Annotated in this window: 17 protein-coding genes; 10 read left to right on the forward strand and 7 right to left on the reverse strand. The window is 67.8% G+C overall.

What is annotated here, in order from left to right:
• On the forward strand, positions 1 to 294 hold the full coding sequence (locus tag C447_RS10135; protein WP_007693536.1) for a DNA-directed RNA polymerase subunit L: 294 nt from the start codon (positions 1 to 3) through the stop codon (positions 292 to 294).
• A 384-nt stretch (positions 295 to 678) separates the two neighbouring features.
• Here C447_RS10135 and C447_RS10140 read toward each other — a convergent pair whose 3' ends face one another.
• Positions 679 to 1,824 (reverse strand): cobalamin-independent methionine synthase II family protein, encoded by a 1,146-nt coding sequence (locus C447_RS10140; protein WP_007693538.1) that lies wholly within the window; start codon positions 1,822 to 1,824, stop codon positions 679 to 681.
• 86 nt (positions 1,825 to 1,910) lie between these two features.
• Complete coding sequence (locus C447_RS10145; RefSeq protein WP_007693540.1) at positions 1,911 to 2,495, reverse strand: LOG family protein; 585 nt, start codon at positions 2,493 to 2,495, stop codon at positions 1,911 to 1,913.
• A 96-nt stretch (positions 2,496 to 2,591) separates the two neighbouring features.
• Here C447_RS10145 and C447_RS18195 point away from each other — a divergent pair, with 96 nt between their 5' ends.
• Both C447_RS18195 and C447_RS10150 read left to right on the forward strand, forming a co-directional pair.
• A complete protein-coding gene (locus C447_RS18195; protein ID WP_007693541.1) occupies positions 2,592 to 2,762 on the forward strand; it encodes a hypothetical protein in 171 nt (56 codons plus the stop codon).
• A gap of 67 nt (positions 2,763 to 2,829) precedes the next feature.
• Positions 2,830 to 3,600, forward strand: a complete 771-nt coding sequence (locus tag C447_RS10150) for an SDR family oxidoreductase (protein WP_007693543.1) — start codon at positions 2,830 to 2,832, stop codon at positions 3,598 to 3,600.
• Positions 3,601 to 3,656: 56 nt separating this feature from the next.
• Here the strand turns inward: C447_RS10150 and C447_RS10155 are convergent, their stop codons facing one another.
• Positions 3,657 to 5,306, reverse strand: a complete 1,650-nt coding sequence (locus tag C447_RS10155; protein ID WP_007693545.1) for a BCCT family transporter — start codon at positions 5,304 to 5,306, stop codon at positions 3,657 to 3,659.
• 277 nt (positions 5,307 to 5,583) lie between these two features.
• On the opposite strand from C447_RS10155, the gene C447_RS10160 reads away from it, so the two are divergent.
• The 5 genes from C447_RS10160 to C447_RS10180 all read left to right on the forward strand — a co-directional run bounded on the left by C447_RS10160 (position 5,584) and on the right by C447_RS10180 (position 11,938).
• Complete coding sequence (locus C447_RS10160) at positions 5,584 to 6,759, forward strand: M24 family metallopeptidase (RefSeq protein ID WP_007693547.1); 1,176 nt, start codon at positions 5,584 to 5,586, stop codon at positions 6,757 to 6,759.
• A gap of 220 nt (positions 6,760 to 6,979) precedes the next feature.
• Positions 6,980 to 8,140, forward strand: coding sequence for a trans-sulfuration enzyme family protein (locus tag C447_RS10165; RefSeq protein WP_029601754.1), 1,161 nt, complete (start codon positions 6,980 to 6,982; stop codon positions 8,138 to 8,140).
• A 205-nt stretch (positions 8,141 to 8,345) separates the two neighbouring features.
• Positions 8,346 to 9,377 (forward strand): zinc-dependent alcohol dehydrogenase family protein, encoded by a 1,032-nt coding sequence (locus tag C447_RS10170; RefSeq protein WP_029601753.1) that lies wholly within the window; start codon positions 8,346 to 8,348, stop codon positions 9,375 to 9,377.
• Between the two features lie 106 nt (positions 9,378 to 9,483).
• On the forward strand, positions 9,484 to 10,254 hold the full coding sequence (locus tag C447_RS10175; protein WP_010612086.1) for a sulfite exporter TauE/SafE family protein: 771 nt from the start codon (positions 9,484 to 9,486) through the stop codon (positions 10,252 to 10,254).
• Positions 10,255 to 10,669: 415 nt separating this feature from the next.
• Entirely contained in the window at positions 10,670 to 11,938 is a 1,269-nt protein-coding gene (locus C447_RS10180; RefSeq protein WP_007693553.1) for an Nramp family divalent metal transporter, read from the forward strand.
• Positions 11,939 to 11,991: 53 nt separating this feature from the next.
• Here the strand turns inward: C447_RS10180 and C447_RS10185 are convergent, their stop codons facing one another.
• Positions 11,992 to 12,384 (reverse strand): SWIM zinc finger family protein, encoded by a 393-nt coding sequence (locus C447_RS10185; protein ID WP_007693554.1) that lies wholly within the window; start codon positions 12,382 to 12,384, stop codon positions 11,992 to 11,994.
• 584 nt (positions 12,385 to 12,968) lie between these two features.
• Positions 12,969 to 13,205 (reverse strand): hypothetical protein, encoded by a 237-nt coding sequence (locus C447_RS10190; RefSeq protein WP_007693555.1) that lies wholly within the window; start codon positions 13,203 to 13,205, stop codon positions 12,969 to 12,971.
• 86 nt (positions 13,206 to 13,291) lie between these two features.
• On the opposite strand from C447_RS10190, the gene C447_RS10195 reads away from it, so the two are divergent.
• Complete coding sequence (locus C447_RS10195; RefSeq protein ID WP_007693556.1) at positions 13,292 to 13,519, forward strand: DUF7860 family protein; 228 nt, start codon at positions 13,292 to 13,294, stop codon at positions 13,517 to 13,519.
• Between the two features lie 45 nt (positions 13,520 to 13,564).
• On the opposite strand, the gene hisF is transcribed toward C447_RS10195, so the two are convergent.
• On the reverse strand, positions 13,565 to 14,377 hold the full coding sequence (gene hisF, locus C447_RS10200; RefSeq protein ID WP_007693558.1) for an imidazole glycerol phosphate synthase subunit HisF: 813 nt from the start codon (positions 14,375 to 14,377) through the stop codon (positions 13,565 to 13,567).
• An 83-nt stretch (positions 14,378 to 14,460) separates the two neighbouring features.
• Here hisF and C447_RS18200 point away from each other — a divergent pair, with 83 nt between their 5' ends.
• Entirely contained in the window at positions 14,461 to 14,631 is a 171-nt protein-coding gene (locus C447_RS18200) for a DUF7550 family protein (protein ID WP_007693559.1), read from the forward strand.
• A 17-nt stretch (positions 14,632 to 14,648) separates the two neighbouring features.
• On the opposite strand, the gene tbsP is transcribed toward C447_RS18200, so the two are convergent.
• A complete protein-coding gene (gene tbsP / locus C447_RS10205) occupies positions 14,649 to 15,485 on the reverse strand; it encodes a transcriptional regulator TbsP (protein ID WP_007693560.1) in 837 nt (278 codons plus the stop codon).
• Between the last annotated feature and the right edge of the window lie 158 nt (positions 15,486 to 15,643).

A 15,643-nucleotide genomic window follows, 5' to 3' on the forward strand; every position in this document is an offset into this window, starting at 1 on the left:
ATGGATCTCCGTGTCATCGAAAACGACGACACCGAACTCTCGATCGAGATCGCGGGCGAGGACCACACGTTCATGAACGTCCTCAAGGGCGCGCTCCTCGAAGTCGAGGGCGTCTCCGCCGCGACCTACGACATGAACCCCGAGCAGTCGGGTGGCCAGACCGACCCGATCCTCGTGATCCGAACCGAGGGCGGGACCCGCCCGCTCGACGCGCTCGAAGCCGGCACCGAGCGGGTCAACGATATGACGACGGCCTTCCACGAGGCCTTCGAGTCCGCAGCCCCCGCGGCCTGAACACGGCACTGGTCTCTCGTCCCACCGTTCCGAGAGCGATCGCCATGTCCCAGCCCGATTTTCGGACCCGTCAGCCGCCGAGCGGTGCGGTCGGCGGGAGGTAGGGTGCGGTTAGGGTGGATGGGGTTGCGGTCGGTGGCGGTTGCGGTGGCGGACGGTTGGCGCGCGCTCGCGGTCGTGCGTGAGTGAAGCGAACGCCGACCGCGAACATTGTGCGAGGGATGAGCACCACAGCGACCAACGGGAGCGAGGAGCGCAGTCGGCTGGGGAGGCTCGTGGCTGATACGGGGCGGTAGCGGTGCGGTCCCTCATTTGCAACGGGTTACTCGTGATGTTCTCGATCACACTCACCGCCGCTCAGAGGACGAAAGTTCCCCAAAGCCGTCAGTAGAGTCGTTCGGTCGCGATCCCCGCACCCTCGACCAACGCACCGAGTTTCGCCCACGCGATCTCGGGGTTGACCATCCCCAATCCCGCTTGCGTCCCGAAGCCACAGTCGGGGGCGGCGACGAGCGGGGTGTCGTCGTCGACCGCGTTCGCGACGCGCTCTAAGCGGTCGGCGATCGTCTCCGGGTGGTCGATGATGTTCGTCTTCACGTCCACCACGCCGGGCAGCAGCGTCCAGCCGTCCGGGACCGGGTGTTCGGCGAACGCGCGGTACTCGTGCTGGTGGCGGGGGTTGGCCTGCTCGATACTCAGCCCCGTGATGTCGGCCTCGTAGATGACCGGCAGCATCTCGGCGAGGTCGGCGTCGAGGTGGCCGGGACCCTCGTAGCTTCCCCAGCAGGTGTGGAGTCGGACCTGCTCGGCGGGAACGTTTTCGAGCGCGCCGTTGAGCGCCTCGACGTTCCGGCGCGTGACCTGTTTGACGTCCTCGATCGGCGCGTCCGCGAGGGCCTCGGTCTGTCCGGCGGTGAGGAGTTCGGGCGCGTCGATCTGGAGGGTGAGCCCGGCGTCGGCGACGGTCTCGTACTCCTCGGCCATCGCGTCGGCGGCGGCAGTGAGATACGCCTCGTGGGAGTCGTAGTAGTCGTTGACGTGGGTCGCGGTGACGACGCTCGGCGAGGCCGAGGTCATGAACGTGTCCTCGAAGTCGGTGTCGTCGAGGGCGGCCCGGAAGCCCTCGATCTCGGCTTCGGCCTCCTCGTGACCGGTGTACTCGATCGCGTCGGCGACGACCGGCTGCATCGCGAGGTCGATCACGTCGGTCCGGAAGGTCTGGTCGGCGTAGTCGGGGTAGTCCTGGAGGTCCGCCCAGAGCTCCTGCTCGCGCGTCCCCTCGATACCGCTGAGGCGGTCCTTGACGTACCAGTTGAACGAGACCCGGGACTGCTCGCCGTTGTTGGCGATGTCGAGACCCGTTTCGGCCTGGCGCTCGACGACGTCGCGCGTGGCGTCCGCGACGGTCGTCTCCCACTCCGTCTCGTCCACCGCGTCGCCGTCCTGGCGCTTGGTGAGGAGGTCGAGCAGCTCCGGGGGCCGCGGCAGGCTCCCGACGTGCGTCGTCCGGATCCGGCGTTCGTCTCCCATGTATTCACTCGGGTTATCGGAACCCGCGTTGATATAACCAGCGGTACTTGTCGAGGGCGGGTCACCGTTCCGTTTCCGCGTCGATGCTACGTTTCGTCGGCGCTCTCGAGGACGTCCTTCAGCGGCGGGGCCTCGTACGCGGCGAACCGGTCGAGGAGCGCCTCGGGGTCGTCCTCGACGATGACCATCGCCCGGTGGTCCTGGCTCACGAACTCCTCGGTCACCTGATGGTCGAAGAACGCCGCGAGATCGGCGTAGTAGTCCTCGACGTTCAACAGTCCACACGGGTGGTCGTGGAGCCCGAGCTGGGTCCAAGTGAGGACCTCGGTGAGCTCTTCGAGGGTCCCGAAACCGCCGGGAAGCGCGACGAATCCGTCGGCGAGGTCGACCATCCGTTGTTTGCGCGCGTGCATCGAATCGACGACGTCGAGCGCCGTGAGCCCGTCGTGGGCGACCTCGGCGTCGACGAGCGACTCCGGGATCACGCCGTGGACCTCGCCGCCCGTGTCGAGCGTCGCGTCCGCGACCGCGCCCATCAGCCCGACGTCGCCGCCGCCGTAGACGAGCCCGATCCCCCGGTCGGCGAGCGTTCGGCCGAGCCGCTCGGCGGCCCGTCGATACGCCGGTCGCGCTCCCGGACTCGACCCGCAGTAGACACAGAGACGGTCCATGGCCGGTGTTTTCGCTGGCAGACGAAGTGCTGTCCGGTCCGTCGCTCCCCGTTCCGAGCGGGAAGGTTTACCCCGCCGGAGCGAATTGGGTTCCCCATGGCAGGACTCATTCAGCGAACCGCGGAAGCGATCGACGACATGTGGCAATCGATCTGGGGCGGTTCGAGCCGTCTCGAGAAGGTGGTCATCGCGGTCTTCCTCGTCGTGACCGGGCTCGCGATCCCGGTGGTCCCGATCGTCTGGCTGGCACGCATCGTCGCGAACTGAGCCCCGAGGAGCCGCGGCCGGCACGGGCAACCCGGTATCTTTTCGAGGGAACGGACTGCAGTGTAGTATGACCGAACTCCTAGCGGACCGAACGGCCGTCGTGACCGGCGCTGCGAGCGGGATCGGTCGCGGGATCGCGCTCTCGCTCGCCCGTCACGGCGCGGCCGTCGTCGTCGCCGACATTCGGGACACACCCCGTGGAGGCGGCGCGCCGACCCACGAGCGGATCGAGGACGAAACCGAGGCTCGTGCGACGTCCGTCCACTGTGACGTGACCGAACGAGAGGGGATAGTCGACGCCATCGAGGCCGCCGGGACCTTCGGCGGGATCGACGTCATGGTCAACAACGCCGGCTACAGCCGGAACGAGGCGTTCACCGAGGTCGATACGGCGGCGTACGACGACATGATGGACGTGAACGCGAAGGGGACGTTCATGGGGGCCCAGGTCGCCGCGGAGCGAATGGGCGAGACCGACGGTGGAAGCATCATCAACGTCTCCAGCGCCGAGGGGCTCCAGGGGATCGGCGAGCATCCGACCTACGGGACGTCGAAGGGTGCCGTCCGGACGCTCACGTACTCGCTCGCCGACGCGCTCGCGCCCGAGATCCGCGTCAACGCGATCCATCCGGGACTGATCGAGACGAAGATGACGACCGAGGACACCCCGATGATCGGCACCGACGACGAGGACGAGTTCCGGGAGAAGATCGCGCTCGACCGCGTCGGCCAACCCGACGACATCGGCCGGGCAGCGGTGTTCCTCGCGAGCGACCTCGCGGGCTACGTCACCGGCGAATCGCTCGTCGTCGACGGCGGAATGACGAGCACCATCTGACCGGTCACGGACTCGGTTCGTAGAACGAGGGCGATCGGCGACCGCGGGCGACGCGCTCAGTCGTCGTCCTCCGTGGTCCCCTGGTCGCCCGTCGTTCCGTCCGCGGACCGGTCGCGACCGAAGATGACCGTCTCCTCCTGGAAGAGGAGGTTGCCGTACTGCTCGCGGAACGACTTCGCGAGCCCGAGGACCGCGAGGAGGCAGACGATGGCGAACGGGCCGCCCGTGATGATCGCGGCGGACTGGAGCGCGTCGACGCCGCCGATGACCATCAGCACCGACGCGACGGCACCCAACATCAGTCCCCAGAACACCCGGATCACCGTCGAGGGGTGCTCCTCGCCGCCGGTGGTCATCATCGAGACGGCGAGCGTCGAGGAGTCGGCCGACGTGATGAAGAAGGTCGTCACGAGCACGAGAAAGCCCGCCAGCAGGAACATCCCGCCGGGCAGCGCGCCGTAGAGCACGTAGCCCGAGACCGACTCGCCGAGCCGGTTGATCGGTCCGAGGAGGTTCGCGCCACCCGAGTGCTGGAGCCAGACGCCGGTGCCGCCGAGCACGATGAACCACGGGGTGGTCGCGATCCCGGTCGCGCCGATGCCGGTGAAGGCGACCTCGCGGACGGAGCGCCCCCGCGATATCCGCGCGATGAACAGCCCCGCGAACGGCGACCACGCGAGCGGCCAGGCCCAGTAGAAGACCGTCCAGGCGTTCGCCCACTGGCCGTTGTTGGCGGTGTCGATGAAGAGGCTCATCGCGACGAAATCGGTGACGAACCCGCCGAGGGCGTCGGTTCCGAGCTGGAGGACGAACCAGGTCGGCCCGACGACGAGCGTGGCGACAAGCAACACGGCGAACAGCCCCATATTGAAGTTCGAGAGCCGGCGGATGCCCTTGTCGACGCCGAGCACCACCGATATCGTGAAGACGAGGGTCATCCCGGTGATCACGAGGAACGTGCCGACGTCGCCGAACTGGATCCCCCACTGGAACCGGAGACCGGTGAGGAACTGGCTCCCGATGAACCCGAGCGAGGTCGAGACGCCGCCGAGCGTCGCGAACACCGCGACGATGTCGATGAGCTTCGCCCAGTAGCTGTCGGCGACGTTCTCCGCTCCGATGAACGGCGTCAGAACCGAGGAGACGCGCAACGGCGCGCCGTGGTTGTAGACGTAGTAGCCGATGCCGAGCCCCATCACCGTGAAACACGACCACTGGGTGAGCGCCCAGTGAAACATCGAGTACTGGACCGCGATCGGCATCGCGGCGGCCGAGCTATCCGCCACACCGCCGTAGAGCGGCGGGACGGTCGCGTAGTGGAGCAACGCCTCGGCGGGGCCCCAGAAGACGATGCCCGCGGCGAGCCCCGCCGAGTACATCATCGTGAAGTAGGAGACGAAACTGTACTCCGGCGGGTCGTCGCCGAACCGGAGGTTCCCCCACGGGCCGAGGATGAGGAAGAAGAGGAACGCGACGAAGAACAGCATTACGATGAGGAAGGCCCAGTTGAAGTGCGCGAGCACGAACCCGTTCGCGCCCGAAACGAGGTCGGCGGCGGTCTGAGGAGCGAGCGCGAACACCACGACGAACAGCAGGGTGAGCCCCGCCCCGAAGGCGAAGACGATCGGGTCGATCTCGTCGACGAACGCCGCAAGCGGCCCGGAGCCGTCGGCCCGACTCATCGCGACCGTCCCTCCGTCCTCCATCCCGTTCGTCCACGGTGCGGCGATGGGCCATCGAGAGAACGGGTACGGTGAGGAGAGAGGTGAGAGATACGTGTCATCTGTTGACTACCACCGTACGAACCGGAGCGATCAGGTTAACTGTTGTGGAGATCGGGGTTTCGGTCGGTGGATCGTGTGAATTCGAACCAAAGCGTCGCACGGGCCGTAGACCGGACGGAAGGAAGCGGGTGGACGGAGCGGTCGGGTGAGGGGACACGAGATACTATGTACCCGCTGACCGAAACGGGAGGGAGACAGCATGCCAGGGGACGTCTTCGAGGCTGCCGAGTACGACCGACGGATCGCACGGACGAGGGAACGTCTGGCCGAGGCGGGGCTGGACGCGGTGTTCGTCACCGACCCGTCGAACATGAACTACCTCACCGGCTACGACGGCTGGTCGTTCTACGTCCACCAGGGCGTGGTCGTCACGCGGGACCACGACCCGGTCTGGGTGGGGCGGCAGATGGACGCCATCGGCGCGCGAGCGACGACGTCCCTCCCCGAGGCGGACATCCGCGCGTACAGTGACGACCACGTCCACTCGCCCCACGACCGCCACCCGATGGACGTCGTCGCCGACGTTCTCGCAGATCTCGGGGTCGACGACGGTCGGATCGGGCTCGAGATGGACGCCTACTACTTCACCGCGAAGTCCTACACCCGTCTCCAGGAACGACTCCCCGAAACCGAGTTCGCCGACGCCACGCTGCTGGTCAACTGGGTTCGGGTGAAGAAATCCGAACAGGAGTTGGAGTACATGCGCCAGGCCGCCCGGATCTCCGAGAACGCGATGGCAGCGGGCCTCGACGCCATCGAGGAGGGCGTGCCGGAGTACGAGGCGGTCGAAGCCATCTACTCGGCGCTCATCGAGGGCACCGAGGACTACGGCGGCGACTATCCCTCGATCGTGCCGCTGTTGCCCTCCGGTGACTACACCGGCGCACCCCACCTGACCTGGACCGACGAGCCGTTTTCCGCAGGTGATCCCGTGGTCATCGAACTCGCGGGCTGTCGCCACCGCTATCACTCGCCGCTCGCCCGAACGACGTTCGTCGGCGATCCACCCGACGAGATCGCCGAAACCGCGTCGGTCGTCGTCGACGGTCTGGAGGCCGCGCTCGATACGGTCAAGCCGGGCGTCACCTGCGAGACCGTCGAGGAGGCCTGGCGCGAGGAGGTCGCGAAACACGGTATCGAGAAGGCCGACCGCATCGGCTACTCGGTGGGCCTCGGCTACCCGCCGGACTGGGGCGAACACACCGCCAGCCTCCGACCGGGCGACGAGACGGTGCTGGAGGAGGACATGACCTTCCACACGATCCCCGCCCTCTGGTTCGACGAGTTCGGCGTCGAACTCAGCGAGACGTTCCGGGTGACCGCGACGGGCGTCGAGACCTTAGCGGAGTTCCCCCGTCGGCTGTTCACCACGTAAACGGCCCGAAGAGGGCCGACCGGACGACGACACGACCGGTCCGCCGGGTTCGAGTGTCGAGCCCGCGCCGAACACAACGATTTTAGCGGATGCCGAATACGTCGCCGTGTATGGGCAGGAAAACGATGCAACGACCGACGACCGTCCGATCCGCGACCGCCCGGCGAGCGAGGGTGGGGACGGGGAAGGAACGAACCGGGCCGGAGGCCGAGTCGGACGAATGACGTCGAACGACGACGACCGACTCGATACGGTCTCGATCCACGCGGGCGAGCGCGAGACGAACGACGCGCTGGTGACGCCGATCTACGCCAACGCGACCTACCGGTACGACTCGCCAAGCGAGCGCGGCGAGTACCGCTACTCCCGGATGGCCGCTCCGACGCGGGCCGACCTCGAAGCGGTAGTGGCGGACCTCGAAGGCGCGGCCCACGCGAAGGTGTTCGCGAGCGGTATGGCGGCGATCGACGCGGTCTTTTCCCTGCTCTCGGCGGGCGACCACGTCGTCGCGGGCGACAGCCTCTACGCCGAGACCTACGACCTGCTCGCCGAGTTCTACCCGCGATACGGGATCGAGGTGAGCTACGTCGACGTCACGGACCCCGAGGCGGTTCGCGAGGCGGTCGGGGAGGACACCGCGCTCGTCTACGCCGAGAGTCCGACGAACCCGCTCCTCCGGATCACCGACCTGGAGACGACGGCGGCTATCGCCCACGAGGCCGACGCCCTCCTCGCCGTGGACAACACGTTCGCGTCGCCCGCGCTCCAGCGCCCGGTCGAACGCGGCGCGGACCTCGTCGTCGAGTCGCTCACGAAGTATCTCGGTGGCCACTCCGACGCCATCGCCGGATCCGTGGCGACCGACGACGACGCCCTCGCCGAGCGGATCTGGCGTATCCAGTACACTCGCGGGGCGGTCGTCGGCCCGTTCGAGGCGTTCCTCGTTCGGCGGGGGATCAAGACGCTGGGCGCGCGGATGGACCGCCACTGTCACAACGCGGCGCTCCTCGCCGACCTGCTCGACGGCCACGACGCCGTCGAGCGGGTTCACTATCCGGGGCTCGCCTCCCACCCCGGCCACGAGGTCGCCGCCGAACAGATGGCCGACTTCGGCGGGATGCTGTCGTTCGAGCTCGCGGGCGGGGTCGAGGACGCGGTCGCGTTCGTCGCGGCGCTGGAGACGATCACGATCGCCGAGAGCCTCGGCGGGGTCGAGAGCCTCATCGAGGTCCCCGCCGCGATGACCCACCAGAACCTCGCACCGACCGAACTCGACGCCGCCGGGATCGACCCCGGACTCGTCCGCCTCAGCGTCGGCATCGAACGGAGCGAGGACCTGGTGGCGGACGTCGAACGGGGGCTGGACGCCGTTACGCGATGATGCGGCACTCACGTCACCGGTAGAGCGCCCGGTCACGACCGTCGCGCCGTCGGATCGCTCGGTCGGCCACGGGCGACGAACACGGATGGCCACTGCCGCCACGTCGTTCGATGATGACGGGTAGCGAAAGTCCGAAGTCGCTCGTGGCTGTGATGGTCGCATGAACGACGTCGACACCGATTCGGACGACGGAGGATCGGAGCGGATGCGTGCCTCGGTACTCACGGCGGTCGGCGAGGTCGAGGTCCAGGACCGCCCGCGCCCGACCGTCGCCGACGACGACGTGCTGATCCGGGTCGGCGCGTGCGGCGTCTGTATGACCGACTACCACATGTACCACGGGTCGTTCGAGGCCCCGACGCCGCTCGTGCTCGGCCACGAGACCGCGGGCGAGGTCGTCGAGGTGGGCGAGAACGTCACGAACGTGACCGTCGGGGACCGCGTCACGCTCAACCCGACGGTCCCCTGCAACGCCTGTCCGGCCTGCAAGCGCGGCGAGACGAACCTCTGTGCGGACAACACCTCGATCGGCGGGGCCGGGAACACCATCCGGGACGGCTCGTTCGCCGAGTACGTCGCCGCCCCGGCGTCGGTCGTCGTCGACTGCGGCGACCTCCCGGTCCGGACGGCCGCGCTCGCCGAACCGCTCGCCTGCTGTGTCCACGCCGTCGACCGGGCCGACGTGACGACCGGCGACACGGTGGCCGTCATCGGTGCGGGCCCGATCGGACTCCTCATGGTCCAGAGCTTCCGGGTCGCCGGTGCCGGGGAGGTCATCGTCTCGGAACTCGACGCCGACCGCCGCGAACTCGCGCTCGAACTCGGGGCCGACCACGCGGTCGACCCCGCCGACGGCGACGCGGTCGAACAGGTCACGGCGGTCGACGGGCCGGTCGACGTCGCGGCGGAGGTGGTGGGGCAGACGGCCACGATCGAACAGGCCCGCGCGATGACCGGCAAGGGCGGGCGCACGCTGGTCGCTGGCGTCCCGCCCCAGGACGCCACGATGGAGTTCTCGCCGTTCGACCTCTACTTCGACGAGGTCAGCATGGTCGGCACGTTCGCGCTGACCCAGGAGTCCTTCGAGCGGGCGGTGACGCTCCTCCGGAACGACCGGATCGACGTCGACCCGCTCGTCACCGAGGAGATCGGGCTCGACGGGCTGGAGGGCGCGTTCGAGCGGATGGGCAACACCGAGGGGCTCAAGAAACTCGTCGTTCCCGGCGGGACGGCCTGATGGGTGTCGAGCGCCGACCGACCGGCGGTCACGGCGGGCCTGCGTCACCGGATCCGGCCCTTCATCCGCGTCGAGACCGGTCCTCGAACCGACCGTGATTAGTTCGGTGGTGTCGCTCGGGCTCGGGCTGACCGTCGCGCTCGTCGTCGTCTCGTTCGCCTCGGGCGTCGGTATCACGGCGATCGGGCCCGGCGGGATCTTCCTGACGATCGCGCTCTATACGCTCACCGACATCGGTTCGGACGTCATCGCCGGCACCGTTCAGGTCGCGTTCATCGCCACCGGGGTGGTCGGGACCGCCGCCTACGTTCGCTCCGGCGAGCTCTCTAGGGAGCGCCTCTCGCTGACCGGACTGCTCTGTGGCGGGAGCATCGGCGGGGCCGTGGTCGGCGCATGGCTGAACGGGTCGGTCTCCCGCGACCTGTTCGGCGTGCTGCTCGGGTTGCTCACCGGGATCGCGGGGCTCGTCATCGTCTACCGGGAGCTCCGGGGGCTGAGCGCGGTCTACTCGTTGGACCTCGAAACGACCGCCGGCCGGACGGGCTACTTCGTGGTCGGCGCGGTTCTCGGTGGGTTCAGCGGCCTCCTCGGCGTCGGTGGCCCGGTGATCGCCGTCCCGGCGCTCGTGTTGCTCGGCGTGCCGATGCTGAGCGCCGTCGCGGTCGCCCAGGCCCAGGGCGTGTTCATCGCGATGTTCGCCGCGCTCGGCTACCTCGCCCAGGGGGCCGTCTCGAGCTCGCTCGCCCTTCTGGTCGGTGTTCCGCTACTCGCGGGCGTGCTCGTCGGGTGGAAGGTCGCCCACTTCGTCGACCCCGCCCGGTTGAAGGTGGTCCTCGGCGGCGTTCTGATCCTCGTCGCACCCACGCTCGTGCTGTAGACCCGGCGGCGATCCGAACCGTCGTCCGGGAGTCGCCAAAACATCCAAGTACCAGGACGAACTCGCATCGTGCGCGGAAACTGAACCCATGACCCGGCTCCGAAACCACCTGGCCGAACTGAACAGCGACACGAAACATCGGATCGTCGACCGCCTCCGCGAACGCTACCGAGAGCCCATGGTAGCCACACCGTATCGGCTCGCGAAGACCGGGGTTCGTCCGCGAAAGTAGCCGTTCGTTCGCCGAAAATCGGCATACGCCGTCTCCGTACCGCTGAGCGCCCTCGTCCGCAAACCGTGCGCTTATCAGTACTCTCCTACTTCATCGGATATCCGTTGTCCATATCTCGTCGAGGACCGATCACCAGCAGTATCGCTCGCCAGGAAATGACAGGGAAAAATCAATATACGTAGAATGAGTGAAAGCACAGGGGCCGGGCTCGATGGGGTTCCCGGCGAGGATTTCTTCGACAAATACGGTCTCGCGTTCGTCATGGTCGCGAGCTACTTCGGCTCGGGCTCGGTCTTCATCGCGAGTTCGGCCGGGGTCCAGTACGGCTACGCACTGCTCTGGGCGGTCGTGGGAGCGGTGGTCCTCGGCTTCATCGCCCAGTACATCAGCGCGCGCCTCGGGATCTTCGGCAAGCCGCTGATGACGTTCATCCACGACCGGGTCGGCGCGCCGATAGCGACGACGCTCGCGCTCGTGCTCTCGGTCGGCTGTATCGCGTGGGGGCTCGCGCTCACGGCCGCCGTCGGCGAGGGGATCTCCGTACTGCTCGGCGGGGCCATCCAGTGGCAGCCGATCGCGGTCGCCTGCGGGCTCCTCGCGGTCGTCGTCGGGATTCTCGGCTACGACTTCGTCGAGAAGGTCATGATCACGCTGATGTTCGGTCTCCTGATCGCCTACGTCGTCGTCGCGGTCGGGAGCGGTCCCTCCATCAGCGGCGTCGCCGGCGGGTTCGTCCCGGGGATCCCCGATATCGGCGCGCTCACGCTCGTCGCGAGCATCCTCGGGACGACCGCGCTCTGGCCCAACTTCTTCCTCGAATCCATCCTCGTTCGGGAGAAGGGCTGGACCGACGAGTCCGCGATCCCGACGATGCGTCTCGACCTCGGCGTCGGCTACGCCATCGGCGGGATCGTCACCATCGCGATCGTCGTCGCGACGGCGGCGGTGCTCCGGCCGGCGGGGATCACGGAGATAGCGACGTTCATCACACCCGGGCGGGCGCTGGCCGACGTCCTCGGCGACTGGGCGCTGGTCCTCTTCCTCGTCGGAGCGATCGTCGCGGCCTTCAACAGCATCGTTCCCATCATGTGGACGCCCGCGTACATCATCCCGCAGGCCACCGGGCGGGACGTGGACAGCGACGACCGACTCTTCCGGATCGTCTACGTCGTCGGTATCGGGATCAGCGCGCTCTCGCCACTGGTGGCGGCCTTCTTCGGGCTGGGCGTCGTGGACATGATCGTGTTGTTCCCGGCGCTCAACGGGGTGATCGGGCTCCCGATCACCGCGGTCTGCCTCGTCTGGGCGGCGAACAACACGGGCTTGCTAGGCGAGCACACGAACGGGCCGGCGCTGAACGCCGTCGGTGCCGTGCTCGTGGTTCTCTCGGTCGTGCTCGGTGTCTCCTCGGCCCAGAGCGTGATCGGGGCGATCACCGGCGGCGGTCTGTAACCGGACACCGGCTATCGCCGTCGAACCGGTGGTGAAAGTCCAGGAGAAGGGTTTCAGGCGTCGTCGCCGAATCGATCGATGTCGCGCTGGAGGCGCACGAGCTCGGCACGCTGTGCGGCGAGGTTCGCGATGTGGTCGTCGAGCTTCTCGATGGTTCCGTCGACCGTCGCGGCGAGCGAATCGAGGTCGTGCTCGCCGGCCTCGATGCGGGCGCGGCGGATGTGTTTGCAGTCCGCATCCCGATACATGAAGTCCGGGCAGGTGCACGACGGGGTTCGGATGTCCACGAGGTACTCGGTGCCGTCCTCGCTGTAGACCCGGTAGACGTCCGGCCCGTGTTCGAGGACGACCAGCCGCTCGGAGAGCGCTCGCCGGTCGCGCCTGTCGATCGCGTGCTTGAACGGCCGCGTCGCGAGCGCGTCGTCGTACGATGTGGTCGTGCTCATTGTATCACGAAACGGGATTCGGCGGGATAAGCCGGCGGCAACGCCGGAGTGAAAGTGAACATCGTCTCGCTGAGAGTAGCGATATCGGAACGGAGAGCGGCTGTCAGGGTGATCGGGATCACATTCGCGCCGCCTCTACGCGGCGAACGGCACCGCTCGCGGGACGACCGCTGCCGTCGTTTCGGGCGTGACGGTCATCCGGCAGGCTCGTTCGTGTCGTCCCCGTCCCCTCCGACACTTCCACTTTCGGGACGGGGATGGCTCGTCCCCTTAGTACCGAACCGCGTGTATCGGGTATGAGACGAGACCTGATGCAGTGTTTCGACTGTGGTGAGTTCTGTATCACCGCGCTCGACGACAGTGGGAACCGGTATCGAGTCGGCGCGAGCGGCTGTCCGAGCTGCGGCGAATCGAGGCTTCGCTCCGTCATGGACACCCGAACGGGGCCGCCACCCGCATGAACGAACTCGTCTTCTTCGCCGGTGTCGTCGCCGGTCTCGGGTTGGGTGCGGTCGTCTACGCACGGCTCCGGCGATTCCCGGACGTATCGCTGTGAGCCGACCACCGACCCCGGGACGGCTGTTTTAGCTCGCCGAGCCGCCGACGCCACGAACCAGGTCGCGCGCGAGAACGGCACAGACCACGAGCAACAGACAGCCGACGGCCGCCATCCAGACCCCGGCGACCTGGTCGCCGGTGCCGAGGGTCCGGAGGCCGTTCAGCTCGACGACCACGCCCGCGAGCGCCGCGACGACGGCGACGACCGCCCGCACCGCGACGGTCCCCGCGTCGGCGGCGGTGCCGATGAGGGCTTCGAACATGACCACTCCCTATCCAACCCCGTGGCAAAGCCGTTGTGTTTCGGGACGAAACGACTATAGTCGACTGCGGTCGTGATTCCCCCACGATGGCGCGCTACGGCGACCTCGACTACGCACGGCTCACGAAACGCGGGTTCGGCCTCGGCGTCGGGCTGTTCGCGCTCGGCGTTCTCGGGCTGGTCCTCTTCCAACCGCTCGTCGGTCCGTTCCCCGGCTGGGAGGAACAGCTACTGGTCGACAGCGAGGCGCTCGGGATCGTCGTCGCCTTCCTCTCGGTGCTGCTGTTCGGGGTCGTCCTCCCGTTGACCGAGTGACTCCGGCTCGATCCGACTCAATCCTCGACGGAACGGGACGGGATCTCAGCGCCGGACCGGAACGTCGTGGTCGGCGAGGTACTCCTTGACCTCCCCGATGGAGTACTCGCCGAAGTGGAAGATCGAGGCCGCGAGCGCGGCGTCCGCGCCCGCCTCGGTGAACACCTCGTCCATGTCGGCGGGGCCGCCACAGCCCGAGGAGGCGATCACCGGTGTCGAGACGGTCTCACAGACCGCGCCCGTGAGCGGGATGTCGTAGCCGTCCTTCGTGCCGTCGGCGTCGATCGAGTTGACGAACAGCTCGCCGGCCCCTCGGTCCTCGGCCTCGCGCGCCCACGCCACGACGTCGACGCCCGTTCCCTCGCGTCCGCCTTTGACCGTGCACTCGAACCAACACGATTCGCCGTCGACGGTGGTGTAATACTCGCCTTCGCCGTCGAACCGCCGGCGGGCGTCGACCGAGATCACGATACACTGGTTCCCGAAGGCCGCCGCGCTCTCCGTGATGAGTTCGGGTCTGTCGAGCGCCGCCGTGTTGATCGAGACCTTGTCCGCCCCCGCCCGGAGGGTTTCCTTTACGTCCTCGCGGGTGCGGATGCCGCCGCCCACGGTCAGGGGGATGAACACCTCGTCGGCCACCCGTGACACGACGTCGAGCATCGTCGTGCGGCCGTCGGCCGAGGCGGTGATGTCGAGGAAGACGAACTCGTCCGCGCCGGCGGCGTTGTACTCCCGAGCCATCTCGACCGGGTCGCCGGAGTAGGTCAGGTCCTCGAAGTTCACGCCGGTGTAGACCGCGGGCTCGCCGTCGTCGTCGAGGTCGACGTCGATACAGGGAATGATGCGCTTTGTCAGCATTCGATATCGGATGGTCGGCGACCGGCGGTAAAAGCCCTGCCGTCACCGCGAAACACTTACTCCCCCCGTTCGTTCGCCCCCGCATGGACGACAACTTGACGACGACGACCGGCGGCGGACTGGCCTCGAACGCGGCGGACGACCGGGAGACCGCCCCGATGAGCCCGTTCTCGGCGCGGGCGGCGGGGATCGGGTTCGCCGTGCTGGTGGTCGGGCTGGTGGTCGTCTTCGGGATCCCGGTCGTCCTCGGGTAACGGGTCGAAGACGGTGTTCAGGCGGCCGTGCCGTTCGCCGAGAGGAGTCCCCCGGCGACCGACGCGAGCTCGTCGGCATCGGCGTCGGCGAGGCGCTCGTCGCCGAGCAGAAGCCGGAGGCGTGGTCGACCGACGTCGATCGGGACCTTCGTGGTGTGGATCAGGTCCATCTCTTCGAGTCGGGTCTTGGTACGCGAGAACGTCGCCTTGCTCGCCACGCCGGTGTCCTCGCCCCACTTCGAGATGTCGTAGAGGAGTTCCTCGTTCTTCGCCGCGACGAGCAGGCTGATCGTGACCTCGTCGAGCCCGTCGTCGCCGCCGCGTGCGGTGTCGAGCGAGGCCAGCACCCCGTCGAAGTCGGTCACCATCTCGGGGCCGAACGACTCCTCCATCGTCGCTCGCACGCGCGAGAGCGGCGGGGTCCGGAGCGTGTAGGGTGCGGCGTCCGCCCACGCGTCCGCGTACTCCTCGCGGGCGGTCTCGCCGAACGTCTCGTCGTCGGTGGCGAGCCCGGCGACCCGCCCACCCGCGGTGACGACCGAGAACACCGTCCCCTCGGTGATGACCAGCGGGCTCATGCCGTCGCCGTCGGCGATACGGAGCGAGAGGGTCTCGTCCTCGATGAGGTCGGCGGCGGTGCTGGCCACGATGAAGTCGTCCATCACCGTCTTCAGCGTGTCCTCGCGTGCGAACAGCCGGACCGCCGGCGGGTCGTCGAGGTCGTCGAGCACCGCCACCAGGCGTTCGACCGACGTCGCCGACGCCGCGACCACGAACGACTCGCCGGCCGCGTCGGCGAGCGCGGCCCGATAGACGTTCGCGACGTCCGTCTCGATCAGATTCTGGGAACTCATGCGACTGGCTACTAGGTGTTCGCGGTATTTAATTTCACTGGCCACCACGGCCTGAAATGCCCGAATTTCCCGGAACCGTAACCCGAAACGTGCATAAATTTCAGGTAAATACCGCCCGTTCCTCCTTCGGGAACCACGGGGGATCCTGTCCGAAAGGA

It is taken from the genome of Halococcus hamelinensis 100A6 (genome assembly GCF_000336675.1).
GTDB classification, from domain to species: domain Archaea; phylum Halobacteriota; class Halobacteria; order Halobacteriales; family Halococcaceae; genus Halococcus; species Halococcus hamelinensis.

Bases quoted from the DNA above. Each gene is read 5' to 3' on its own strand.
- C447_RS10135 (WP_007693536.1), top strand. From the start codon at position 1: ATGGATCTCCGTGTCATCGAAAACGACGACACCGAACTCTCGATCGAG.
- C447_RS10140 (WP_007693538.1), bottom strand. From the start codon at position 1,824: ATGGGAGACGAACGCCGGATCCGGACGACGCACGTCGGGAGCCTGCCG.
- C447_RS10145 (WP_007693540.1), bottom strand. From the start codon at position 2,495: ATGGACCGTCTCTGTGTCTACTGCGGGTCGAGTCCGGGAGCGCGACCG.
- C447_RS18195 (WP_007693541.1), top strand. From the start codon at position 2,592: ATGGCAGGACTCATTCAGCGAACCGCGGAAGCGATCGACGACATGTGG.
- C447_RS10150 (WP_007693543.1), top strand. From the start codon at position 2,830: ATGACCGAACTCCTAGCGGACCGAACGGCCGTCGTGACCGGCGCTGCG.
- C447_RS10155 (WP_007693545.1), bottom strand. From the start codon at position 5,306: ATGGAGGACGGAGGGACGGTCGCGATGAGTCGGGCCGACGGCTCCGGG.
- C447_RS10160 (WP_007693547.1), top strand. From the start codon at position 5,584: ATGCCAGGGGACGTCTTCGAGGCTGCCGAGTACGACCGACGGATCGCA.
- C447_RS10165 (WP_029601754.1), top strand. From the start codon at position 6,980: ATGACGTCGAACGACGACGACCGACTCGATACGGTCTCGATCCACGCG.
- C447_RS10170 (WP_029601753.1), top strand. From the start codon at position 8,346: ATGCGTGCCTCGGTACTCACGGCGGTCGGCGAGGTCGAGGTCCAGGAC.
- C447_RS10180 (WP_007693553.1), top strand. From the start codon at position 10,670: ATGAGTGAAAGCACAGGGGCCGGGCTCGATGGGGTTCCCGGCGAGGAT.
- C447_RS10185 (WP_007693554.1), bottom strand. From the start codon at position 12,384: ATGAGCACGACCACATCGTACGACGACGCGCTCGCGACGCGGCCGTTC.
- C447_RS10190 (WP_007693555.1), bottom strand. From the start codon at position 13,205: ATGTTCGAAGCCCTCATCGGCACCGCCGCCGACGCGGGGACCGTCGCG.
- C447_RS10195 (WP_007693556.1), top strand. From the start codon at position 13,292: ATGGCGCGCTACGGCGACCTCGACTACGCACGGCTCACGAAACGCGGG.
- hisF (WP_007693558.1), bottom strand. From the start codon at position 14,377: ATGCTGACAAAGCGCATCATTCCCTGTATCGACGTCGACCTCGACGAC.
- C447_RS18200 (WP_007693559.1), top strand. From the start codon at position 14,461: ATGGACGACAACTTGACGACGACGACCGGCGGCGGACTGGCCTCGAAC.
- tbsP (WP_007693560.1), bottom strand. From the start codon at position 15,485: ATGAGTTCCCAGAATCTGATCGAGACGGACGTCGCGAACGTCTATCGG.